Source organism: Methylotuvimicrobium buryatense 5G (assembly GCF_000341735.1).
Classification (GTDB): domain Bacteria; phylum Pseudomonadota; class Gammaproteobacteria; order Methylococcales; family Methylomonadaceae; genus Methylotuvimicrobium; species Methylotuvimicrobium buryatense.
Window position 1 is genome coordinate 982,593 of the sequence record NZ_KB455575.1, and the last position, 22,235, is coordinate 1,004,827.

Consider the following 22,235-nt stretch of genomic DNA (forward strand, 5'->3'; position numbering starts at 1 on the left):
GATTTATTTTGTATTCTTGTTATTGCATGGCGTCTGACTATAATGAATACCGTATTTGTTTCGATAGGTTCGCATTTGAAAGCGCGTAAAGCCTTTGATTTCAACCGATTGGGTAAATGCAGTCGCGCCCCGTGCGGGCGCGTGGATTGAAACACTTATATAGTGTGAGATATTCAGCGTTGACAGTCGCGCCCCGTGCGGGCGCGTGGATTGAAACATATCCTGCTTTAAATGCTTCAAAAGCATCATGTCGCGCCCCGTGCGGGCGCGTGGATTGAAACTCAGTGTCAACCGGAAAAAAACTACATGGATAGTCGCGCCCCGTGCGGGCGCGTGGATTGAAACTTCTGGTGTCGTTTTAAAATATTTACAGAGAGGTCGCGCCCCGTGCGGGCGCGTGGATTGAAACATCTTCAATGCCCCACTTGCTAGCATATGAAGGTCGCGCCCCGTGCGGGCGCGTGGATTGAAACAACAATTATTGCAGTAAAAACTCGGCTATTTGGTCGCGCCCCGTGCGGGCGCGTGGATTGAAACGCTCTGAGTATGGGGCTGCAACTATAAAAGTTGTCGCGCCCCGTGCGGGCGCGTGGATTGAAACTTTGCAAATATCGATTTCCTCTCGGATATCAGAGTCGCGCCCCGTGCGGGCGCGTGGATTGAAACGGGTCAGGGTCGGGCTCTGGGTCTGGGTCCAGTGGTCGCGCCCCGTGCGGGCGCGTGGATTGAAACTTTGATTTTGCGTTACGTCCGACAGTCCGCGGCGTCGCGCCCCGTGCGGGCGCGTGGATTGAAACGGGTCTGGCTCTGGGTCTGGCTCGGGATCGGGGTCGCGCCCCGTGCGGGCGCGTGGATTGAAACTTAGACTTGCAGAGTCGCCGGGCGGTATGCAAGGTCGCGCCCCGTGCGGGCGCGTGGATTGAAACATCTTTAATGCCGGATAATTGCATAAACTGTGGTCGCGCCCCGTGCGGGCGCGTGGATTGAAACTATTTCGAGGTTCCACTATGCTTTATCAAGTTGTCGCGCCCCGTGCGGGCGCGTGGATTGAAACAGCTAAAAAAGCTCGCAACGGCGGTTTATCTCGTCGCGCCCCGTGCGGGCGCGTGGATTGAAACTTGCCCTCGATGCTGTGATGAGACCGGTCCAAGTCGCGCCCCGTGCGGGCGCGTGGATTGAAACGATTCAGTATCGAGCAGCAAGCGAAGCTCGCGCGTCGCGCCCCGTGCGGGCGCGTGGATTGAAACCGGGTTTTGTTGATAGCAGCACTTACGAAACCGTCGCGCCCCGTGCGGGCGCGTGGATTGAAACGCTGCTGAGTCGTTTTTTCGGCTTTAGTGTATCGTCGCGCCCCGTGCGGGCGCGTGGATTGAAACACACATTTGATCGACGGAAGGTTTCTTGTCGAGGTGAAGCGTCAGGAAAGGTCAATATCTGTCTTATTAGGCTCTTGAAAGGTATAAAAAGTCTGAAATATGCTTTGAGCTGCTCAAATATTGGGCACTTACATAGGATTTCAAACTTTACGTATCAGTCTCCGCGCAACCACAAATAACAATTGACGGCTATATGATGTCGATTTTATGCTCCCCGACAATGAAAGTATTAATAGGTTTGCTAACATTATTAGACGTATAGAAGAAAAAAGACTGATAAATGCTGTTCAAATTCGTACCATAGAAATAGAAAAACTCCGCGATACCCTGCTTCCCAAACTCATGAGCGGCGAAGTGCGGGTGAAAGTTGCCTAACTGCACAAAAAAGCGCATCATTCGATGACATAGTACGGAGGACATTATGCGCACGACGGTTGTTTTAGATGATGACTTACTCGAAAAAGCCCAAGCCTTAACCAACCTAAAAGAAAAATCCAGCCTCATCAAAGAAGCCTTGAAGGCCCTGATTGAACGCGAGAGCGCCAAGCGCCTAGCCAGCCTGGGCGGTATTGCCCCCGATTTGCAGCCCATCCCGCGCCGGCAAACCGAGTTGTAACAATGCCGATCTTAGTGGATACCTCGGTATGGATCGACCACTTTCGCAAAAAAGAACCTGCGTTAGTCGGTTTATTGGAAAGCGGCCAAGTGTTAGGTCATCCGTTTGTCCGGGGTGAACTCGCGTTAGGTCATTTACCGCAACGGCATACCCTTTTGGGGTTATTGGATAACTTGCCGCAAGCCCCGGTTGCCTTCGATGCGGAAATCAACCGGTTTATCGAAGCGAATGCCTTATTTGGTTTAGGCATCGGTTTTGTCGATGTGCATCTGTTAGCCGCTGCAAAATTGGCGCTTAACGCTACCTTATGGACACGCGATAAACGCCTATTGGCCGTTGCTACGCAGCTCACTATGAACTATCAACCCTAAGCATCAGCGCATGACTTTAACAAACCCGCCCCAACAAATCGCCATCTATCAAAATGAAGACGGCAGCATTCGCATTGATGTTCACTTGGAACAAGATACCGTTTGGCTTAATCAAGCGCAAATGGTTGAATTATTTGGCCGTGACCAGTCGGTTATTTCGCGGCATATTGCCAATGCGTTCAAGGATGAGGAGGTTTCTGAAAAAAGCAATATGCAAAAAATGCATATTGCAAATTCTGACAAACCTGTGGCCTATTACGATCTGGATGTGATTATTTCCGTAGGTTATCGTATTAAGTCTAAACGAGGCGTGCAGTTTCGGCGTTGGGCAACCCAAATTTTGAAGCAATACCTACTGCAAGGCTACGCGCTCAACGAACAAAAACTGCGAGCCAGCCAGGAAAAGCTGGCCGATCTGCAACAGGCTATCGCCTTATCGTCGCGCCTGGTGCATAACAAAGCCTTGTCAGCCAGCGAGTCGCAAGGCATTTTGGCGATTCTGGAACAATACAGCCACGCCTTGACGGTGCTGGATGATTACGACCATCAACGCTTGGTTATCGCGGGTACGCAAAAAGCCACGCAAACGCCGATTGGCTATGAAGAAGCCATCGCTCAAATCCGGTTATGGCGTGAACAGGAACAATTAAGCGGCTTGTTCGGCAACGAGAAAGACGACTCGTTCAAAAGTTCGCTGGCCACGATTTATCAAACCTTCGGCGGCGAAGAACTGTATCCGAGCATCGAGGAAAAAGCGGCGAATCTGTTGTATTTCATCGTCAAAAATCATTCTTTCAGCGATGGCAACAAACGTATCGCGGCGGCGATTTTTGCCTGGTTTTTGCAGCGGCACGATTTTCTGTACAACCAAGACGGCGAAAAACGCATTGCCGATAACGCCCTGGTTGCCTTTACTTTGTTGATTGCCGAAAGCAAACCGGAAGAAAAAGATACCATCGTCAAAGTCATAATCAATTTAATCAATGGTAAAAATGGATGACTCGTTAGACGGTTCCGAGCTGGCCAAACATCACACCACCAAGCAGCAACGCAAAGCCTTGGCCGAACGGATGAAGGATAACAATGATGAAGTCAAGCTCGTTATCGTCCGCAATATGTGGCTGACGGCTTCGATGCGCCCTCAATTGTTGAAGTTCAATAAAATTAACTTGTACAGAGATTTAAATACAACTGCGGAGCAGTTACTTTAGGGGAAATCTGACGCTACAATCTCGTGTCGATGACATCTCCAAAATTGGTCCACTGGCAATGCGCCTAAGGCTAAATGGTGCCGAGGCGTAACCCGAGCGAATAACAATCCAATGCACCCGCGCGGCAAAGTCTGGCGTTTTCAAATGGATCACTCGTCGCCGCAGGGTGATTGGTAATGTTAGGCAAATAGGCAATAGAAACAATGGAAACCGTATCTTACAAAGAGCTATTGAGCATTGTTGCCATCGTATTGACTTTTCTGGCGACGGCTCCTTACATATATTCCATTTTGAAAGGTGCGACCAAACCGCATGTATTTTCTTGGGTGATTTGGGGTACAACCACCTTCGTGGTTTTTCTGGCGCAACTTAATAACAAGGGCGGCGCTGGGGCTTGGCCAATCGGGGTTTCGGGGATTCTTACGATCTTCATTGCCATCTTAGCTTTCGCAAAGCGCGGGGATGTAACGATCGCAAAAACGGATTGGGTTTTCCTGGTAACGGCGTTATCTTCTTTACCGCTGTGGTACTTCACCTCGGATCCGCTCTGGGCGGTTGTTATTCTCACAACAGTGGATGTGCTGGGGTTCGGTCCTACGATTCGCAAAGCCTATCACCAGCCGACATCCGAGCCGTTACACTTTTATGCTTTGTTCGCTATCCGCAATCTATTGGTTGTTATGGCGCTTGAACACCATTCACTGACTACCGTTCTTTTCCCTGCCGTGTTGGGGTTAACATGCGTATTCATCATGGTTTTGATGACGTACCGCAGACTGGCTATTGTAGTCGTCAGTCAAGGAGAGCAATGATAAAGGCAGTTTTGCCGATCCGGTCAGGTAATTTCCCTGGAAAATTAGCGAACAATGACGCCTATAGCCGCAAACGCCGTTCAAGACGCGGTAAATTTTGTTGTTTCCCAAACTCCTTGGTATTCAGTCTCGCAAGCTCTAGTTTGCCAAATTCGCGAAGCTGGAGCTTCCCGTACTGCATTCCCAAGCAAAGAGCTTGGGAATGAGCGAAGTCTAATGAACTTCGTAAAAATTATATTTAAATCAATCGTCATCATTAGTCTCTAGAGTCGTCTCCCAACCGCCGCCCAAGGCCTTATATAACGCGGCAAGCGCTGTAGCGGTCGCGGTCTCGCTTTGAGCTAGGCTGCTCTGATCCTGCAGCAGTCTCGATTCGATATCCAAGACCGTCAGAAAATCGCTGAGACCGGCATTGAAGCGCAAGTGAGCGAGTTCTTGGGCTCTTTGACTTGCCTCGGCCGCCGCGGCCAGCAATTTTCGTCTGGCGCGCTCCTGGTTGTAATTGATCAATGCGTTTTCGGTTTCTTCGAGCGCATTCAAAACCGTTTGTTCGTATTGTGCCAAATCGGCTTCGGCATGGGCATCGGCTGCATCAATACGGGCGAGGACGCGGCCGAGATCCAGCGCTGCCCAAGTGATTCTCGGACCCGCCGAAAAAGCGTCCGAACCGCCCGTAGCGAGTCCCGATAAGGAACTGGCTTCGAGTGCGATCGAACCGACGAAGGTGACGCGCGGAAAAAGATCGGCCGTTGCGACGCCGATGCGCGCGGTCGATGAGGCCAATGTGCGTTCGGCGATGCGGATATCGGGGCGGCGGCGCAGCAGTTCGGCCGGCGAGCCTATCTGAATCGTTTCGGGCAATTTCGGCAACGGGGCAGGGCGCGACAATCGTTCGGTCAGTGCACCGGGAAATTGCCCGGTCAATACGCTCAGACGATGTATCGTTTTTTGGATCGCGCTTTTTAGGGGCGGAATACCGGCTTTCGTGGCTTCGAGTTGGGCAAGCGCTCTCGATGTGTCGAGTTCGGTGCCTCGACCGTTTACGAGCCTGGACTGCGTGATTTCGGCTGTTTCGGCCTGATTCTCGGCGTTTTTTTGTGCGACGGCCAATTGATTTTGCAAGCCCCGTAACTCGAAATAATTACGCGCGACTTCGGCGATCAGGCTTACGCTCAAATCGCGCAGGCTCGCTTCTTGTGCGTCGACTTCGTCGTCGCTGGCTTCGACGCTGCGGCGAACGCGGCCGAACAAATCCAGTTCCCAAAAGGCATCGAAACCGATGTTATACAGTTTCAATTCGCGCGGCGCGAAGGTGCGGTTATTCATCGCGCCGAAACTGCGTTTCTGGTCGGTATAGCCCGCACGCGAGTTGATGACGGGGACAAGATCCAATCCAGATTCCAAGTACAGCGCGCGGGCTTCTTCGAGATTGGCATAGGCCGTTTTCAGGTCGTAATTGTGCTCGACGGCTTGTTCGACCAAGTCATTCAACTGGCTATCCTCGAACAAGGTCCACCAGTTAAGCTCGATGCCTTCCTTGGAAAATTCGGGATGGACGGCCTGGCCGAATTCTTGCGGCGTTTCGATAAAGGGCAGTCGATAATCGGGACCGACCGCACAGGCGCTGAGCAATGTCAGGCATAACGAAGTCAGACCCAATCCGAGATTGGACCGCGCCCGGCTGCTATTCGTAAAAATGACTTGTTTCATCATTCAGAATCCGATGTAGAGTGTTGCGGCTTTTGTTTCCGAGAAGAGGTCAGACGTTGGACCAGTCCCTGCACGCTGACATAAAACACCGGCGTCAACAACAGGCCGAACAGCGTGACGCCGATCATACCGCTGAATACCGCGGTGCCCAGCAAGCGGCGGGATTCGGCGCCGGCGCCTTGCGCCAGCACCAGCGGCAAAACGCCCATGATGAATGCGAACGATGTCATCAGAATCGGACGCAGCCGAACTCGCGAAGCATCCATGACGGCTGCGAAGCGGTCGAGCCCGCTTTCCTGGCGCTGCTTCGCGAATTCGACGATCAGAATCGCATTTTTACTGGCCAACGCGACCAGTACGATGAAGCCGATTTGGGTAAAGATGTTGTTGTCCATGCCGCTGAGCCAGATGCCGGTCATCGACGACAAGATACACATCGGCACGATCAAGATGATCGCAAGCGGCAATGACCAGCTTTCGTATTGTGCGGCGAGCACCAGGAATACGAACACGACGCTGAGCGGGAACACCAGGAATGCCACGTTGCCGGCCAAGACTTGCTGCAGGCTCAGTTCGGTCCATTCGTAGCCGAATCCGGGCGGCAGTTGTTGGTCGAGCAAGCGGCTCATGATATCGATGGCCTGGCCGGAACTGATTCCGGGCAAGGTGCCTCCGTTGATTTCGGCGGCAGGATACATGTTGTAGCGCGTGATCTTGTCCGGACCGGTGATTTCCTTGACGTCGATGAGCGAGCCGAGCGGCACGATGCCGCCGGCTGCGTTCCGGGTTTTCAATTCGGTAATATCTTCCGGAAGCATTCGGTATTCGGAGTCGGCCTGCGCGACGACTTGGTAGGTCCGCCCGAAGCTATTGAAGTCGTTGACGTACATCGAGCCCAAATAGATTTGCAGCGTTTCAAAGACTTCCTTCAACGGTACGTCCATCGCTTTCGCGCGAGTCCGGTCGACGTCGAGAAATAATTGCGGCACGCTGGCCCGGAAGGTCGTGAATAATCCGGCAAGTCCGGATTGTTGGTTTCCTTCGGCGATCATCTCATTGGCAACGTCTTGCAAGGCATCGATGCCGGCGCTGGTACGGTCCTGAATCTGCAGTTTGAAACCGCCGACCGAACCCATGCCGCGCACCGGCGGCGGCGCGAATACCGCGATATGCGCATCGGGTATTTGCGCGAGGCGTTGTTGCAGTTTTTTGATGATCTCGTTGGCATGCAGTTCGGGCTTGCCGGCGCGGTCCTTGAATTTGTCCAGCGGGGTGAACATCGTCGCGACATTGGACTGATTGGCGCCGGTCAGTACCGACCAGCCGGAATACGCGATCACATGCGCGACGCCTTCGGTATCGAGAATGATGCGAGTGGCTTCCTTGACCACGTCCTGCGTGCGGCTCAATGATGCGGCATCGGGCAGTTGCGTGTACAGAATCAGATAGCCCTGATCTTGTTGCGGAATGAAACCGGTCGGTACTTTTTCGAAGGCCAGCCAGTTCAGGCCGTTCAGCCCGACATAGAGCGTCAATACCAAGGCGGTCATCCGGATCAAGCGGCCGACCAGGCGCGCATAGCCTTCTCCGAAGCGATCGAAAAAGCGGTTGAAGCCGACGAAAAACCAGCCGAACAGCCGGTCGAGCAAGCGCGTGAAAGCATCCTTGTTGCCGTGCGCGCGGTCCAACAACAATGCGCACATCGCCGGGCTCAAGGTCAGCGAATTCAAGGTCGAGATTAGCGTCGAAACCGCGATCGTCAAAGCGAACTGTTTATAGAACGCACCGGATACGCCGGTGATGAAGGCGGTCGGTATGAATACCGCGACCAGCACCAGCGTCGTTGCGATGATCGGCCCGATGACTTCCTCCATCGCTTTGCGCGTCGCGTCTCGGGCGCTCATGCCCTCGGCGATATGGCGTTCGACGTTTTCGACGACGACGATCGCGTCGTCGACGACGATGCCGATCGCGAGCACCAATCCGAACAGCGACAAGGTATTCAACGATAAGCCCATGCCGGCCATCACGGCGAAAGTGCCGATCAACGACACCGGCACCGCGAGCAGCGGAATGATCGCGGCACGCCAGTTCTGTAGGAAGACGATAACCACGATAACGACCAGCAGCAGCGCTTCGAATAAGGTCTTGACGACCGCGTCGATCGATTGCTGAATGAAAACGACCGTGTCGTAGACGAGCGTGTAGTCGAGGCCCTCCGGAAAGTGAGTCTTCATTTTTTCCATCTCGGCTTCGATGGCTTTTTTGGTGTCCAAGGCATTCGAGCCGGGTAATTGGAAAACGGCCAGGCCGACCGTTTGTTCGCCGTCCAAGTACAAACTGGAGTTGTAATCCTTCGCGCCCAATTCGATGCGCGCGACATCCTTGAGACGCGTGATTTTTCCGTCGGAACCTTGCTTGATGACGATATCGGCGAACTGTTCCGGATCGGTCAGCCGGCCCAAGGTGCTGACCGTGTATTGATAGTCGGTCGCTTCCGGAGACGGTTGTTGGCCGACGACGCCGGCCGCGACTTGTATGTTTTGTTCGCGCACGGCATTGACGACGTCGCTTGCCGTCATATTGCGCGCGGCGATTTTTTCCGGGTCCAGCCACAGGCGCATGCTGTAATCGCGCGCGCCGAACACGAGTATTTCGCCGACGCCGGGCAGCCGCGCGAGCGTGTCCTTGATTTGCAATAATGCATAATTGCTCAGGTAGACGCTGTCATAGCGTTGGTCCGGCGAAATCAGGTTGACGACCAGGCTGAGGTCCGGGCTGCGCTTCTTGACGCTGATGCCTTGACGCCGGACTTCCTCGGGCAGTTTCGGTTCGGCCAGCGCGACTCGGTTTTGCACCTGGACTTGCGCCTTGTCGAGGTCGGTGCCGGGCTTGAACGTGATCGTCAGCGCCATATTGCCGCTGTTGGTCGATTGCGACGACAAATACAGCATGTCTTCGACGCCGTTGACTTCCTGTTCGATCGGCGTCGCGACCGTTTCGGCGACGACCGCGGCATTCGCGCCGGGATAGACGGTGCTGACCATCACGGTCGGCGGCGCGATTTCAGGATACTGGGCGATCGGCAATGCGATCAGCGCGAGACCGCCGACCATGACGATTAGAATCGACAAGACCGACGCGAAGATCGGACGGTCGATGAAAAAATGCGTAAATCGGTACATGATTGTTTATTCTCCGCCAAACGTGACGAGTTCTGGCGCGACTTTGGCGCCGGGCCAGACTTTTTGCTGTCCTTCGATCACGACTTTGTCTTCGGCCGTCAAGCCCTCGGAGATGACGCGCAAACCGTCTATGCGCGCGCCCGGAATCACTTTACGGTATTCGGCTTGATCGTCTTGATTCAATACCCAGACGAAGCGTTGCGCCTGATCGGTACCGATAGCGCGATCCGGCAGCAATAGCGCCGGATAGGGGGCGCCGCCTTGTATGCGCACGCGGGCGAAGAAGCCCGGACTCAACAGATTATGGGTATTTTCGAATACGCCGCGCAGAGTCACGGTGCCAGTATCGGTATCGGCGCTCGGCGCGATATAGTCGAGCGTGCCGCGATGCGGAAAATCGCTTTCGTCGGTCAAGTTCAGTTGCATCGGCATGCCTTGAAGATTCTCGCGGCCGCTGAGTTGACGTTTATATTTCAATACTGAACGCTCGTCGGCGTCGATGTAGACATAGACCGGATCGATCGAGACGATGTGGGTCAGCAGCGTCGCGGCGCCGCCGCCGTTGACGAGGTTTCCGGTCGTGATCAATTCGCGCCCGACGCGTCCGTCGATCGGCGCATGAATACGCGTGTATTCGAGATCGAGTTTGGCTCGGTAAACGTTCGCTTCAGCGGCTTGCACCGCAGCGGACGCTTCGCGAAGGCCCTTGCTGCGCCCGTCGTATTCCTCGATGGATATCGCTTTGGCTTTTAATAAGTTTTCGGCGCGCTCGAGGTCGTTCTGCGCGAGTTCTCGTTTGGATTTGGCTCGTTCCAATTCGGCTTGAGCCAGATTCAATTGAGCCTGATAGGGTTTCGGATCGATCGTGAACAATAAATCGCCCTTTTTGACGTTTTCGCCGGCGAAGAAATTGACCTTCTCCAAATGGCCGCCGACCCGAGCCCGGACCTCGACTGCTTCGATCGCTTCGATGCGGCCCGTGAATTCGTCCCATTCGGTGACATCACGGGACAGCGGGTGCGCGATTTTGACCTTGGCAGCCGGTGGAGCTTGGATTTCGGCTGTGTCACCGCATCCGGTCAGCGCGATCGCAATAACCGTAATGACCCAAAACGCTAGCAGACTTGGCGACAAAGACGGAATGTTTCCACCGCTCGTAAGCGAAACTTCGTTGACGGAGGGGCGATATATCGCAAGGGCTGGTTCGGTTTTTGGATTCATCGGTAAGGCGACCTCGATCGCTGCGGATTAAAAGGTAATACAAATTACCGTTTAATTTAGGTATGATCGTCGTTCTTGTCAATGTATTTTATGAGTAAGACAGCATGGTTAAATGTGGACGTCCGCCGAAAGGGCAGGAGTGTGAAAGCCGCGAGCGCCTGTTGGACAGTGCGTTGCAACTGTTTCTGGAGCACGGTTACGGTGATCTGAATATGGAAACGATCGCGAAGGATGCTCACGTATCGATGCGGACGATTTACAGCCGGTTCGGTAATAAGGCGGGGTTATTCGGCGCCGTAATCAAACGTTGCAGCGACCAGTTCGTCGACAGATTGCCCGAAAATCTCGAGCCGGGAGAGGCGCTGGGAGTTTTCGCGAAACACTATGTTCATCTCATAACGCGCCCTGATGCGGTGCGGATCAGGACGATTTTAATCGGCGAGTCGCTGCGTTTTCCGGAATTGGCTGCAAAGTTTTATGAGCAAGGCCCGCAACGCGCCCGGGATACGCTGGTCGATTATTTCGTCAAAAAACAGCAAGAAGGGCATTTTTCGGATGTTTCGCCGCGGGTTTTGGCCGATCATTTTTTGAGTTGTCTGCGAAACGAACATTTTCAGAAGTTACAGCTTGGATTGGCATCAACGCCGGAAGAGGCCGAAATAGATCTTTGGGTTAGGCAGACCGTCGATTTGTTTTTACACGGTTGTTTGAAAAAATGAGTTTTTACTCGTTTCCAGGTTCATGCATTCATCGTTATTTACGGTTCTCGCGGTCCTCCGCTCGTCGCTATACATAAAATGTAGGATACGCTACCGGGCTGGGGTGATGGGTTTAAAAAAAACCGAATTTTGATGTGCGAACACTATACTTAAAACACCATTAACTTGGAGAGTATGATGAAATATTCGGATATGTTATCCGTGGCTTTGGAAGAAGCCCGGACGGGATTTGACGAAGGCGGCGTTCCGGTTGGTGCGGCATTATTCGATTGCGAAGGCCGTGTGCTTGGTCGGGGGCGTAATCGGCGGGTTCAAGACGGAGACCCATCGGTACATGGTGAAACCGACGCATTTCGTAAGGCGGGGCGGCAAACGAACTACCGCGATAAAATTCTCGTGACGACCTTGGCTCCTTGTTGGTATTGCTCCGGATTGATTCGGCAGTTTAATATCGGCACTGTTGTTGTCGGCGAATCGGTCAATTTTTCAGGTCATTTGGATTGGCTCAGGGAAGCGGGAGTCAATATCATCGAGTTGAACGATGTCGATTGCATTGAGCTGATGAGGCGTTTTATCGAGCAATCGCCGCATATCTGGTTTGAAGATATCGGCGAATGCGATAATGCTTAATCCTAAAAAGAGCAGTTGACCAAGCCGGTGAAAGTTTTGTAGACCGTTCATGCTTCGACTTGGCTCCGCACGAACGGTCTAAGACACATGCCAACTGCTCTTTTTAGGTTAACCTTAGGCTCGGCGGCTTAACTGTTCTGCTTGGAATAGATCAAGCAGATGTAAATAAAAAACTGCGTACCGAAAATAAAATTGGCCATCAATAAATGAATCGGTTGCGCGGCAGCGGGAAAACCGAGTCTGTCGAGGCTGACACCGGCGAGAATTGCAATGACGACCATGGCTGTCAAGGCTATGCCGAGTGTATGTAATAGTCTGTTTTGAGCGGACGAGCGATACAGCTTCCAGGCCAGCCATAGGTTTGTAAACAAGATAATCGACGAAAACGAGCGGTGCACATAAAAAATGATGGGCAGGTCATCGCGCCAATATTGACGGTCGATATAGGCGTGTTCGTTCGCAATTAGATCGACGGCTTCTCGAACTTGCGTGCCCATCGCGACTTGAATCAAGGTCATGACCAATGCGGCGATCAATACGCCCTTGAAAACACGGGGCAACGACTGTGTATCAAGACTTTGAAAAAACTCCCGCTGCGACCTTGCTATTACGTAAATTAACAAGGCTACGATGAACAAAGCCAGTAGCATATGTAAGGTTATCATCAACGGTTTTAGATTGCTGGCGACAACCACGGAACCCAGCCAGGCTTGAAATCCGACGATAAAAACCACCGCTAAGCAAAGATAAAATACCGTCTTATCGGACTTGAGATAAATACGGGACGACCAGGCGGTCAGTAAAATCAGAATGCCGATGCTGGCGCCGGTTAAGCGGTTAAGGTATTCGGTCCAAGTTTTGACCGGATTGAAATCGGTGTTTTGATAGCCGCGTTCGGCATAGATGGTTTTGTAGTCCGGCGGAAGCTGAGAAACATCGGTTGGTGGAATCAATTTGCCGAAGCAAGTCGGCCAATCAGGGCAACCCATTCCGGCGCCGGATGCGCGAACGATGCCGCCGACCAGGATCAAGAAATAAACAGCGAAAATGGTAATGGTTCCGATGCGTCTGAATCTAAGTGCGGCTTCAATATCAATCATTGGTGTGATCTGTATGTTTTTGAAAGGATATCGGTGAATGCGAATTTTGCATTACGCCAGCGATGGTCTGGAATCGGGCAATTCGGGTGTGAAAATCAGGAAAACATAGATTGGGCGATTTCTATTTCTTCGGATAATCCTTCTATTTCCAAAATTTCCGCATCGGAAGACAGGCCCAGCTTGGCAAATGCCGGCACGGTGGACCAGTCTACCCGTGTTGCAGGGTGATCGGTTCCGGCTATGCTTTGTAAAAAAGCGACTTGCACGAGATCAACATAATCGGCTTTTTCACCCGAATCATAGCTAAAGTTAACATATTGATACGGAACGGATTTTAACTCGTCGGGAAAGGTCCAGGTATCCATAATGATTTTTCCAACGGCTGGGTGGGCTTTTTCCAGCAATTTTTCAAGACGAGAAGGGCTGTCTCTGAATTCCGGAATGTCTTCAATCAGCATCAAAATAGGCAATTTTCCGATTTGGTGTATGAGTCCGGCCAGCATGGCTTCATCTGGATTCAGATGCCGGGTGCATGTTGCCAATGCTCGACTAATGGCCGAGACATTGACACTTTGTTCCCAGGACTGTCTGAAGTAATACTCGAGCACTTTTGATGCCGGGTTAAACATTTGTTGCATTACCAAACTGGTTACCAACGAGCTAATGGTTTTAAGCCCTAGGCGCGTGACCGCCATTTGAATGCTCTTGATCTCGTTGACCCCGCGATATAAAGGGCTGTTGGAGACTTGAATCAAGCGCGCAGACAAGGCAGCGTCGGTGACTATCATGTCTGCTAATTGCTGCGCCGTTGCTTCGCCTTTAGTTACCGCGTCACGGACTTTTATCGCAATGTCAGGGAGAGTGGGCAATATCAGGCGATTGGCATCCAGTTCTTTTTGAACGTGGTCAAGAAAAGCCTGGACTGATTTAAATTGCATTCGAGTTCAAGTTCCCATCAAAGATTTACAGTTTAAATTCAAGTTGCCCAAGTAGGAAATTCCGCATTTGTCGGCGGCCCCCTGCTGCCGACACCTGTATGTCGAATGACCGTACCTTCAACAAAGCTTATAGTTACAGGACGTTATTTATTACGAAAACCATAGTAAATAATCAGGAATCAGTTTGTCTGAATATTTAGGGCACTGCCATTAAGTTATCAGAAATCCGTTATTCCGCCATGGATGGCAAGCTTTTATAGCACATTAGAGCCTTAAGACGGCATTTCTTAATTTCTTTGACAGCTTATACCCTTTGCTGGTCAAATTTCGGCGCTGGGGTGTCCCGTCAAAGGACGCCGTGAATACGTCATGTAGGCTCTGTGACAGCATCCCTGCTGTCAAAGCTTTTGCCGAACACCTCGGCACCTCCATGCGTCAATGCCGAAATTTGAAGTGCGATGGGTATAGCTTAATGGCAAGGGGTTCGAAACAACCGCACAATAATTTGTGGAATTATAGCGTTATTAGCCTGATTTTGTCCTTAGTCGTTATATCTAGCGTTAAATTTTCGCTATCGAGTTCGGAATTCGGAAGAACCGCAAGCAGCTTAATGTTATTTCGTTCCTTTTGGGCGCGCAGCACTTTTCCTATGGTTTGACCGCTGCCGTCGAGAATAGCCGTATTTGGGGGCGGCGTTTCCGCAGCATCGGATTCGGCTAAGAACAGCATTCTTTTGGTTTTTCCAAGATAATGCGTACGCGCTACGATTTCTTGTCCGGTATAGCACCCTTTGTTAAAACTAATGCCGCCTAATTGATCGAGATTCAGCATTTGCGGAATAAATTCTTCGCTAGTTTCCTTATCGACCCATGGTATTTTGTCTTCGATATCGAATATCCGCCATTGCTCAGGAGTGCTTGCATGATAGTCATGTTCTTGGGTAAGCAAGGACCATAGTTCGATGGCTTTTGCCGCCGACTCAACGGCTATATAACGTGATTTCGATGAAGGCAGTTTTATCAAGCGGAAGGGCTCGGCAAGCATGTGAAGTTCATGCTCCGGAACGGGCGAAAAAGAGTCTAATGAGCTTTGATTGATACCGACTAGGCAATACTCATCGCGGCTATCGATAAGTTGTACATCGGCCCGTAAAATATATTTTTGTAGTTTTTCAGTGATGCTATCGAGTAATTCGGAGGGCAAGATTAAAAGGAAACCGTCGTTCGACTTGAATACGAGAAAATTGGCGATAACGCGCCCTTTAACATTACAAAATGCCCCGAAACTGCACTTTTGTTCAGTGAGTTCGTTGATATTGCAAGTTACTTGGCCTTGTAGAAATCGGCCTGCATCGTTGCCGGTGACTTTTAACACGGCTAGATCGATAACCGGACAAACCTGCCCGGTTTGTTTGTCTAAATCGTCGATTTTTTCTATGTCGGCAGTTTTGGTATTAATCCGTGTCTGCTGTTCAATAAGAAAAGATTTCCAAGCTTGATTCATGAATTATCGCTAGAGTTGATTGAAAGTTTCCGATTATACATCTGTCTGTTTAATGCTTGAAAAATATCAAACCATCGTTGCAGCAATTCCCAGTTTGAGCAGTTTCGCCGATTTTAGGGTGTGGGGTATGCCTGTCGAGGAACGCCGTAAACCCATCCATGGGGGCTTGGCGGCAGCTCAAACGCCAAGGATGGTGTGAATGCAGATTTTGCAGGAGCAAAAATCTGCCCTGCTGCCGCCATCCTCGCCAAGCATACCCCACACCCTTTTTGATCTCCAAATTGGGAATTGCTGCCATCGTTGTTATTGTATGAAACATTTAGAGTTGGTAACGTTGCGAATCGGAATATCGAAGCGAGAGAACAAAATTCTACTGCTCATGCATATGATGGCTTTGCTTGCCATTGTGCTCAGTGCTATCGAGCCTTATGTTCAATGGCTATTGATAACGGCAGTTGCCTTTAGCGGTATTGTCTATCGCCGCCGCTATTTTATTAGCGATCCCGAACGCTTGCTCAGGTATTCCGAGGATTTCGGCTGGCAACTATTCACAGGAGAAAGCTTCGCTCAAATTCGGATTCTCGGATCAACGGTCTTAACGCCGATTGCGATATTTTTTCATTACGAATTGCAAAATAAAAAACATTACCAGGTCATATTTAACGATGCCATGGACGAAATCGATTTTCGAAGATTAACCGTATATCTAAAAATAACCGGTTCAACAGAAGAATAGGAAATCGGGTTTTTATGCGACATTATTTTGGTTAGCGCCTGCTCTAAGGCTTGCCGCTTAAAGATTCGGTGAATGTTGTTTCATCAATTCGTTCGAAAATTGTATAATTTGCGGCTTTTTATCATCAAAGCAACTATCCCAATTGCTTAAACACTTCAGAGACCTCTATGGCGCTATATTGCGGAATCGTCGGTTTGCCTAATGTCGGTAAATCGACTTTATTCAATGCTTTAACCAAGGCGGAAATCGCCGCCGAAAACTATCCTTTTTGTACTATCGATCCCAATGTCGGTGTTGTTGCCGTGCCCGACCCGCGGTTGGATAAACTCGCTGAAATCGTCAATCCTCAACGTGTACTGCCAACCACGATTGAATTTGTCGATATCGCCGGATTGGTTGCCGGTGCTTCAAAAGGCGAGGGGCTGGGCAATCAATTTCTTGCCAATATTCGCGAAACCGATGCTATCGCACATGTCGTTCGTTGTTTCGAAGACGATAATGTTATTCACGTCGCCGGAAAAATCGATCCGATAGCCGATATCGAAGTCATCAATACCGAATTGGCGCTGGCCGATATGGCGACCGTCGAAAGGGCCTTGCAACGGGCGGCCAAGGCATCGAAATCCGGCAACAAAGACGAACTGGCCAAAAAAGTCGTATTGGAAAAAGTTAACGAACATTTGAACACCGGCGAACCGGTTCGGGCGATGGATTTATCCGATGATGATATGGCCCTGATTAAAGACTTGTGTCTGTTAACCGTTAAACCCACGATGTACATCGCCAATGTTCAAGACGACGGTTTTGAAAATAATCCGATATTGGACAAAGTAAAAGCATTTGCCGACAAAGAAGGCGCCATGGTGGTGCCGGTATGCGCGGCAATCGAAGCGGAAATCGTGCAGCTTGATGAGGACGAAAAACAAGAATTTCTTGATGATTTAGGCTTGGATGAACCGGGTTTGAATCGAGTCGTACGCGCCGGTTACCAATTGCTTAATCTATCGACTTATTTCACGGCCGGCGTCAAAGAAGTCAGAGCTTGGACGATACCCGTCGGCGCCACGGCTCCGCAAGCCGCAGGAGTCATTCATACCGATTTTGAAAAAGGTTTCATCCGCGCCGAAGTCATTTCTTATGAAGACTTCGTCACATACAAAGGTGAGCAGGGCGCAAAAGATGCCGGTAAATGGCGTCTCGAAGGCAAAGATTATGTCGTTAAAGACGGCGATGTCATGCATTTTCGTTTCAACGTTTGACAAACCAAGAGCGGGTCTCTATAATGCCCGCTCTTTTGCAAGACCTCTTCAATGGCGATGTAGCTCAGCTGGTTAGAGCACGGGATTCATAACCCCGGGGTCGGTGGTTCAAGTCCACCCATCGCCACCAATAAATCAATAAGTTAGCGAGCTTTTAATTTTGTTACATTATCAGGTGCAACCGATTTTGCAACGATTCCATTAAGACGATTTGCATGTTCCGCTAGATGCTCGGGCGCCAAATGAGTATAGCGTAACACCATCTTATAATCGCTCCATCCTCCAAGTTCCTGAAGTACGTTAAGCGGTGTTCCCGCTTGGACATGCCAACTAGCCCAAGTATGCCTAAGTCCATGCCAAGTGAAATTCTTTATGCCAGCGCGTTCTAAACCAGCTCTCCATGCTTTGGTTCCCGCTTTTTCAATTGGTTTTCCTTTATAGGTGAATACTCGGGTTTGATGTTTTCCGATTTGCTTTCGCAATATTGTTAATGCATCATCATTTAAAGGTATTCTTATCGGTTTGCCATTTTTGCTTTGGTCTGCATGTATCCAGGCAATGCGATGTTGCATGTCAATTTGATTCCATTCAAGCCCTGTGATGTTAGACCCCCTTAAGCCAGTGGCTAAGGTGAACAGCATAATATACCGAGTATGTGGTTGTAATTCTGGAATCAACCTACCCACTTCCTCGGGTGTGAGCCAACGGAGGCGTTGGTTGCTTTCGTTGAATTTGCGAATGTAGGGAACTGAGTCTATCCACCCCCACTTTTTGCATGCTTTGTTAAGAATGGCGCTTACAATACTGGTGGTTCGGTTTACTCGAGCAGGGGCTGTTGCCGTTTCACATAGGTAACTATAAAAAAGCGCAAGCTAAGGCCACAGAAGCTTCAAAATTTCGTTTTAGCTTGTCATATCGTGTAGCAATAGCTCTGAAATGTTTCAGTTCACTGTCATAGCCTTTGTCAGCAACGATATAGTCAGCTTTAGGCAGTTCAGCGACTAAGGTTGGCGCTTCTTTACAATCATGAACTTCGCCACCTGTTACTGTAAAGTGGATGGGAAGACCATAGGCATCAACAGCCATATGAATTTTGGTCGTATTACCCGCAACAGATTTACCAATCGCCGATTCTTGCCCATAGGCCGCACCGCTACTATGCTGATGAGCTTTCACAATACTGCCATCAATAAATGCCCATTCCAAGTCAGGCTCAACTATCAGTTCGTTAAAAATACCCATCAGTTTTTCTTTACGAGACCATTCATTGAAGCGTTTATAAACAGCATTCCAGTTACCAAAGGCACTGGGCAGATCTCGCCAGGGACAACCTACGCGCAAACGATAAAAAATCCCTTCGGTTGTTTGCCGAAGAAAGGGTTTGTCATATATCCCCATTTTCAACATAATTCATCTTCAATTTTTCCCAGTGTTCATCCGTAAACATTTGTCGCGGCATAGTTTGCTTGTTGTTGGCTCAAAATAAACAAACTATGAGGCGGAATTATTGAAATTCAAGGGTAAGTTACAAAACGGCAACAGCCCCTAATAAAATGAAAAAGGAAATGACTTAATTTTTGAGTCATTGGTTTAGACAATAGAGAAGAATTGAGGCAGCGCCAGTCAGCTGTAACAGAGACAACACCCTCTTAAACTCGGTGATAAATTGTCTGGACAATGGGGTCCACTTTATTTTTTAAGCCATTCCCGTAGCTCGTTGGTGTCATAGGCGTTATCGGCCAAAACCGCCGAAGCTCCGACGTTTTCCAATAGGGGGATGGCCTGCTTGCATTCGGCCTCCTGCCCGCCAGTCAGGGCAAATTTGATGGGAAGCCCCAAGCCATCACAGAGGGCGTGTATTTTAGTGCCGAAGCCGCCTTTTGACCGCCCAAGGGCTTCTGCTGCGGCTGAACTATTTTTCGCACCGGCGGCACATGCATGCGCCCTGATGTTCGATCCATCCAAGGAAATCTCTTGTAGATCAGCCTCTTCGGACACGAAGCCAAGCGATTTTTCCCATGAGCCATTCGCGCACCAACGGGAAAACCGTTTGAAAATACTGTTCCATTTGCCGTAGGCTGTCGGGACTAGGCGCCACTGCGCCCCCGAGCGCAATACCCATAAACAAGCATCCAGAAACCGCCTGCATGTTTCGGCCTCACCGATATACAGGTTCGGCAATTGCCTTAAATAAACCAATATCCGGTCCCATTCCCCATCACTCAGTATCGCTCTGTTCATGCCAAAAAAATTAACTGATTTTACACCTTTGGTAAAACGTCAACAGAACCTAAGAGTTTTTGCATTTCCTCAGCATCCAGGGGTTTGCTGTATAAATAACCTTGGATCAGATCGCACTGCTGGGCTTCCAAAAAGTTTAACTGCCTGGTTTCTTCAACACCTTCTGCAATCACGCTTAAGCCAAGCTCGTGACCCAAGCTAATAATTGCCCGAGTGATGGCGGAGTTGTTGCTATCATCAGGAAGGTTCTGGCAGAAGGAGCGATCAATTTTTAGCTTGCTGATGGGAAAACGGCGCAAATACGTTAAAGAGGAATAACCCGTGCCAAAATCATCAATGGATAACTGAACCCCCATCTGTCTCAGTGTTTTTAGTAAACGGACACTGTATTCGGAACAATCCATTAGTAAACTTTCGGTCAATTCAAGCTCTAAAAAGCAGGGTTTCAACTGACTTATAGTCAGTGCTTCCTGGACAATTTCCAGAAAATTACTCTGGCGAAACTGTAAGGCGGACAAATTGACCGCAACCGGTATTGACATCAAGCCTTGTTCTTGCCAGGTCTTATTTTGACGACAGGCTTCATTGAGAACCCATTTGCCGATAGGAATAATCAGACCATTTTCCTCTGCCAAAGGAATGAATTTAGCGGGTGAAATTATACCTAGGTCTTTATGGGGCCAGCGTAATAAAGCTTCCATACCGACAATTTTTCCACTTTCTATCGCCACTTGCGGTTGATAATGTAATTTTAGCTCATTGTTTTCCACGGCTTTACGTAAACTATTTTCCAACGATAAGCGTTCAAGCGCCTGAGTACTCATCGACGATGAAAAAAACTCAAAGTTATCGCGGCCATTTTTTTTGGCACAATACATGGCCGTATCGGCATTTTTCAGCAACGTTTCAAAGTCTTTACCATCGTTAGGATACACACTGATACCAATACTAATCGTCATGTGCAGTTCATAATCGTTGATTTTGAACGGTAGCCGCATTGAACCTACGATTTTTTGAGCCACCGTTATGACATTGCCGATGTCGTGCAGATCTGAGATAACCGCCGCAAACTCATCACCTGACAATCGGGAAACACAGTCCACCTCCCGCATACAGCCCTCTAGTCTCGACGCCACTTCAATTAACATCTGGTCGCCAATACCATGTCCTAAAGAATCGTTAATGTTTTTGAAATGATCTAGATCAAAAAACAAGACGGCGGCTTTTGTTTTTTCGCGATTTGCAGTTTTGATGGCTTGATCCAGTCGATCGATAAATAAGCGCCGATTCGGTAATTCTGTTAGTGGATCGTAATTGGCCAGAAATTCAATATTGGCCTCTGCTTGCTTGATATCTGTAATATCGCTGAAGATAGCAACGTAGTTAACTATTTCACCTTTCGAATTGTTGATCGCGCTAATGGATATCCATTCCGGAAAAACTTCACCCTTTTTACGCCGATTCCATATTTCACCTTGCCAATAACCGGTTAAATTCAGTGTTGACCAAAGCTCTTGATAGAATGCTTGTTCATGGCGACCAGATTGAAAAATTTTAGGATCTTTACCGATCACTTCCTCCTGCGTATATCCAATAATCTGAGTGAAAGCCTGGTTGGTTGAAATGATCTTGTTTTGGCTATCGGTAATGATGATGGCGTCGCGCGAAGACTCAAACACTTTGGCCGATAAACGTAAGGATTGCTCCGCTTTACGCTGTTCCCGAATATCGCGCATGATAATCCAAACTTCCATCGGTTCACCCGTTTCCGAATAGCGCATGATTAACTGTGCAAGCACTGGTACGGGTGTTTGGTTGATACTTTTCAGCTCCAATTCGAATTCGCTGGAAAAACCGCGGACCAACACTTCCTGTTGCACCGCATGTAGCAGAAGGACAGCTGACTCTTCGCTGATAAGACCCAAAATGTTTTCCGCGCGAAGTTGCAGGGCGGTTAAGCTTTCATAGCCAAGTAACGCCAGAAAAGCTTCGTTACAGTCAACTAGAGTGCCTTCAAATGCTTGTTTGTGATCCGAAGGTTTGACAATCAATGTTTGCGAGATGTGGTGATGGTCTGCATCGGCTACCGATATCGCAATATGAGAGAGTTTAAACAGCAGTCGATAACGCTCTTCTACCTCTTTTAGTGCCGCTTCCGCTCTGAGGATACGCGCACTTTTGATTAAGGCGTCCTCCAGAATATCCAGTTTTACCGGTTTGTTGACATATTGATGCACGCCCAATTCAATAGCGCGATGAAAATAACGAGGCTCTTCAAACGCAGTAATGACGATGAGGGGTATGTTGGGGCGAATTTCCTTGATGTGTTCGCCCATCTTCAGACCATCCATAATGGGCATCAGAATGTCGGTAATTACTATATCCGGTTGATATTTTTGGAAAGCTTCAAGCCCTTTTTTGCCATTCGCGGCTATATACACTCTTCGGCAACGCCGAGTCAGGAAAAGCTTTAATTGATCGCGGATGTCGTCTTCATCTTCAACATATAAAACAGTCAAGGATTTCAGATAGACCTGGTCTGGATCTTCATTGCGGGTTGTCATGTTCATCTAGCAACTCCATTAAACTTGTGCCGACAACAATACG

19 protein-coding genes, 1 tRNA gene, 1 pseudogene and 1 CRISPR repeat array are annotated in these 22,235 nt (G+C 49.6%); of the genes and pseudogenes, 11 read left to right on the forward strand and 10 right to left on the reverse strand.

The genetic code is table 11. The annotated features are described in order from the left end of the window. The first annotated feature begins 121 nt into the window (after window positions 1-121). Window positions 122-1,376: a CRISPR direct-repeat array (repeat unit 32 nt; unit sequence GTCGCGCCCCGTGCGGGCGCGTGGATTGAAAC). Between the two features lie 421 nt (window positions 1,377-1,797). The 5 genes from METBU_RS0104460 (at window position 1,798) to METBU_RS0104480 (ending at window position 4,386) form a co-directional block, all read left to right on the forward strand. Beyond that, the gene (locus METBU_RS0104460; protein ID WP_017839481.1) at window positions 1,798-1,992 is read left to right on the forward strand and encodes a type II toxin-antitoxin system VapB family antitoxin; all 195 of its coding nucleotides are present in this window, start codon (window positions 1,798-1,800) and stop codon (window positions 1,990-1,992) included. Window positions 1,993-1,994: 2 nt separating this feature from the next. Beyond that, the gene (locus METBU_RS0104465) at window positions 1,995-2,363 is read left to right on the forward strand and encodes a type II toxin-antitoxin system VapC family toxin (RefSeq protein ID WP_017839482.1); all 369 of its coding nucleotides are present in this window, start codon (window positions 1,995-1,997) and stop codon (window positions 2,361-2,363) included. A 10-nt stretch (window positions 2,364-2,373) separates the two neighbouring features. Beyond that, the gene (gene rhuM, locus METBU_RS28635) at window positions 2,374-3,363 is read left to right on the forward strand and encodes a virulence protein RhuM/Fic/DOC family protein (protein WP_017839483.1); all 990 of its coding nucleotides are present in this window, start codon (window positions 2,374-2,376) and stop codon (window positions 3,361-3,363) included. Further along, window positions 3,356-3,574 (forward strand): hypothetical protein, encoded by a 219-nt coding sequence (locus tag METBU_RS0104475; RefSeq protein WP_138767150.1) that lies wholly within the window; start codon window positions 3,356-3,358, stop codon window positions 3,572-3,574. Before rhuM ends, METBU_RS0104475 begins: the two co-directional genes overlap by 8 nt. Window positions 3,575-3,777: 203 nt before the next feature. Next, window positions 3,778-4,386, forward strand: a complete 609-nt coding sequence (locus METBU_RS0104480; protein WP_017839485.1) for a hypothetical protein — start codon at window positions 3,778-3,780, stop codon at window positions 4,384-4,386. Between the two features lie 243 nt (window positions 4,387-4,629). On the opposite strand, the gene METBU_RS0104485 is transcribed toward METBU_RS0104480, so the two are convergent. From METBU_RS0104485 to METBU_RS0104495, 3 genes are read right to left on the reverse strand one after another with little or no spacing between them, the layout of a single operon-like run. Then, window positions 4,630-6,099 (reverse strand): efflux transporter outer membrane subunit, encoded by a 1,470-nt coding sequence (locus tag METBU_RS0104485; RefSeq protein WP_017839486.1) that lies wholly within the window; start codon window positions 6,097-6,099, stop codon window positions 4,630-4,632. After that, window positions 6,096-9,281: an efflux RND transporter permease subunit gene (locus tag METBU_RS0104490; RefSeq protein ID WP_017839487.1), complete on the reverse strand. Its 3,186-nt coding sequence runs from the start codon at window positions 9,279-9,281 to the stop codon at window positions 6,096-6,098. The genes METBU_RS0104485 and METBU_RS0104490 overlap by 4 nt, the downstream gene beginning before the upstream one ends. 6 nt (window positions 9,282-9,287) lie before the next feature. Next, window positions 9,288-10,502, reverse strand: a complete 1,215-nt coding sequence (locus tag METBU_RS0104495; protein ID WP_017839488.1) for an efflux RND transporter periplasmic adaptor subunit — start codon at window positions 10,500-10,502, stop codon at window positions 9,288-9,290. 104 nt (window positions 10,503-10,606) lie between these two features. Here METBU_RS0104495 and METBU_RS0104500 point away from each other — a divergent pair, with 104 nt between their 5' ends. Beyond that, on the forward strand, window positions 10,607-11,221 hold the full coding sequence (locus METBU_RS0104500; RefSeq protein ID WP_017839489.1) for a TetR/AcrR family transcriptional regulator: 615 nt from the start codon (window positions 10,607-10,609) through the stop codon (window positions 11,219-11,221). A gap of 177 nt (window positions 11,222-11,398) precedes the next feature. Beyond that, window positions 11,399-11,851, forward strand: coding sequence for a nucleoside deaminase (locus METBU_RS0104505; protein ID WP_017839490.1), 453 nt, complete (start codon window positions 11,399-11,401; stop codon window positions 11,849-11,851). Window positions 11,852-11,979: 128 nt separating this feature from the next. Here the strand turns inward: METBU_RS0104505 and METBU_RS0104510 are convergent, their stop codons facing one another. The 3 genes from METBU_RS0104510 to ygfZ form a co-directional block, all read right to left on the reverse strand. Further along, window positions 11,980-12,951 (reverse strand): COX15/CtaA family protein, encoded by a 972-nt coding sequence (locus METBU_RS0104510; RefSeq protein ID WP_017839491.1) that lies wholly within the window; start codon window positions 12,949-12,951, stop codon window positions 11,980-11,982. Between the two features lie 95 nt (window positions 12,952-13,046). Further along, complete coding sequence (locus METBU_RS0104515) at window positions 13,047-13,889, reverse strand: HDOD domain-containing protein (RefSeq protein WP_017839492.1); 843 nt, start codon at window positions 13,887-13,889, stop codon at window positions 13,047-13,049. Window positions 13,890-14,402: 513 nt separating this feature from the next. Further along, the gene (gene ygfZ / locus METBU_RS0104520) at window positions 14,403-15,392 is read right to left on the reverse strand and encodes a CAF17-like 4Fe-4S cluster assembly/insertion protein YgfZ (protein WP_017839493.1); all 990 of its coding nucleotides are present in this window, start codon (window positions 15,390-15,392) and stop codon (window positions 14,403-14,405) included. 52 nt (window positions 15,393-15,444) lie between these two features. On the opposite strand from ygfZ, the gene METBU_RS27940 reads away from it, so the two are divergent. From METBU_RS27940 to METBU_RS0104535, 4 genes are all read left to right on the forward strand, one after another. Next, the gene (locus METBU_RS27940) at window positions 15,445-15,591 is read left to right on the forward strand and encodes a hypothetical protein (protein ID WP_175421680.1); all 147 of its coding nucleotides are present in this window, start codon (window positions 15,445-15,447) and stop codon (window positions 15,589-15,591) included. 111 nt (window positions 15,592-15,702) lie between these two features. Beyond that, complete coding sequence (locus tag METBU_RS0104525) at window positions 15,703-16,128, forward strand: protein YgfX (protein WP_017839494.1); 426 nt, start codon at window positions 15,703-15,705, stop codon at window positions 16,126-16,128. A 167-nt stretch (window positions 16,129-16,295) separates the two neighbouring features. Next, window positions 16,296-17,387 (forward strand): redox-regulated ATPase YchF, encoded by a 1,092-nt coding sequence (gene ychF / locus METBU_RS0104530; RefSeq protein ID WP_017839495.1) that lies wholly within the window; start codon window positions 16,296-16,298, stop codon window positions 17,385-17,387. A 53-nt stretch (window positions 17,388-17,440) separates the two neighbouring features. Beyond that, window positions 17,441-17,517: transfer RNA gene (locus tag METBU_RS0104535), tRNA-Met, on the forward strand. A gap of 13 nt (window positions 17,518-17,530) precedes the next feature. Here the strand turns inward: METBU_RS0104535 and METBU_RS23280 are convergent. The 4 genes and pseudogenes from METBU_RS23280 to METBU_RS23285 all read right to left on the reverse strand — a co-directional run bounded on the left by METBU_RS23280 (window position 17,531) and on the right by METBU_RS23285 (window position 22,198). Then, window positions 17,531-18,190, reverse strand: a complete 660-nt coding sequence (locus METBU_RS23280) for a site-specific integrase (RefSeq protein WP_138767149.1) — start codon at window positions 18,188-18,190, stop codon at window positions 17,531-17,533. Window positions 18,191-18,242: 52 nt separating this feature from the next. Further along, window positions 18,243-18,846, reverse strand: a pseudogene (locus METBU_RS0104545) (IS5 family transposase). Window positions 18,847-19,076: 230 nt separating this feature from the next. Further along, the gene (locus METBU_RS0104550; protein WP_017839498.1) at window positions 19,077-19,628 is read right to left on the reverse strand and encodes an IS5 family transposase; all 552 of its coding nucleotides are present in this window, start codon (window positions 19,626-19,628) and stop codon (window positions 19,077-19,079) included. A gap of 20 nt (window positions 19,629-19,648) precedes the next feature. Continuing rightward, window positions 19,649-22,198, reverse strand: coding sequence for an EAL domain-containing protein (locus METBU_RS23285; protein WP_017839499.1), 2,550 nt, complete (start codon window positions 22,196-22,198; stop codon window positions 19,649-19,651). Window positions 22,199-22,235: the final 37 nt, after the last annotated feature.

What these genes read in the sequence shown, in the direction of transcription:
- METBU_RS0104460 (WP_017839481.1), top strand. Translation starts at nt 1,798, where the DNA reads ATGCGCACGACGGTTGTTTTAGATGATGACTTACTCGAAAAAGCCCAA.
- METBU_RS0104465 (WP_017839482.1), top strand. Translation starts at nt 1,995, where the DNA reads ATGCCGATCTTAGTGGATACCTCGGTATGGATCGACCACTTTCGCAAA.
- rhuM (WP_017839483.1), top strand. Translation starts at nt 2,374, where the DNA reads ATGACTTTAACAAACCCGCCCCAACAAATCGCCATCTATCAAAATGAA.
- METBU_RS0104475 (WP_138767150.1), top strand. Translation starts at nt 3,356, where the DNA reads ATGGATGACTCGTTAGACGGTTCCGAGCTGGCCAAACATCACACCACC.
- METBU_RS0104480 (WP_017839485.1), top strand. Translation starts at nt 3,778, where the DNA reads ATGGAAACCGTATCTTACAAAGAGCTATTGAGCATTGTTGCCATCGTA.
- METBU_RS0104485 (WP_017839486.1), bottom strand. Translation starts at nt 6,099, where the DNA reads ATGATGAAACAAGTCATTTTTACGAATAGCAGCCGGGCGCGGTCCAAT.
- METBU_RS0104490 (WP_017839487.1), bottom strand. Translation starts at nt 9,281, where the DNA reads ATGTACCGATTTACGCATTTTTTCATCGACCGTCCGATCTTCGCGTCG.
- METBU_RS0104495 (WP_017839488.1), bottom strand. Translation starts at nt 10,502, where the DNA reads ATGAATCCAAAAACCGAACCAGCCCTTGCGATATATCGCCCCTCCGTC.
- METBU_RS0104500 (WP_017839489.1), top strand. Translation starts at nt 10,607, where the DNA reads ATGGTTAAATGTGGACGTCCGCCGAAAGGGCAGGAGTGTGAAAGCCGC.
- METBU_RS0104505 (WP_017839490.1), top strand. Translation starts at nt 11,399, where the DNA reads ATGAAATATTCGGATATGTTATCCGTGGCTTTGGAAGAAGCCCGGACG.
- METBU_RS0104510 (WP_017839491.1), bottom strand. Translation starts at nt 12,951, where the DNA reads ATGATTGATATTGAAGCCGCACTTAGATTCAGACGCATCGGAACCATT.
- METBU_RS0104515 (WP_017839492.1), bottom strand. Translation starts at nt 13,889, where the DNA reads ATGCAATTTAAATCAGTCCAGGCTTTTCTTGACCACGTTCAAAAAGAA.
- ygfZ (WP_017839493.1), bottom strand. Translation starts at nt 15,392, where the DNA reads ATGAATCAAGCTTGGAAATCTTTTCTTATTGAACAGCAGACACGGATT.
- METBU_RS27940 (WP_175421680.1), top strand. Translation starts at nt 15,445, where the DNA reads ATGCTTGAAAAATATCAAACCATCGTTGCAGCAATTCCCAGTTTGAGC.
- METBU_RS0104525 (WP_017839494.1), top strand. Translation starts at nt 15,703, where the DNA reads ATGAAACATTTAGAGTTGGTAACGTTGCGAATCGGAATATCGAAGCGA.
- ychF (WP_017839495.1), top strand. Translation starts at nt 16,296, where the DNA reads ATGGCGCTATATTGCGGAATCGTCGGTTTGCCTAATGTCGGTAAATCG.
- METBU_RS0104550 (WP_017839498.1), bottom strand. Translation starts at nt 19,628, where the DNA reads ATGAACAGAGCGATACTGAGTGATGGGGAATGGGACCGGATATTGGTT.
- METBU_RS23285 (WP_017839499.1), bottom strand. Translation starts at nt 22,198, where the DNA reads ATGAACATGACAACCCGCAATGAAGATCCAGACCAGGTCTATCTGAAA.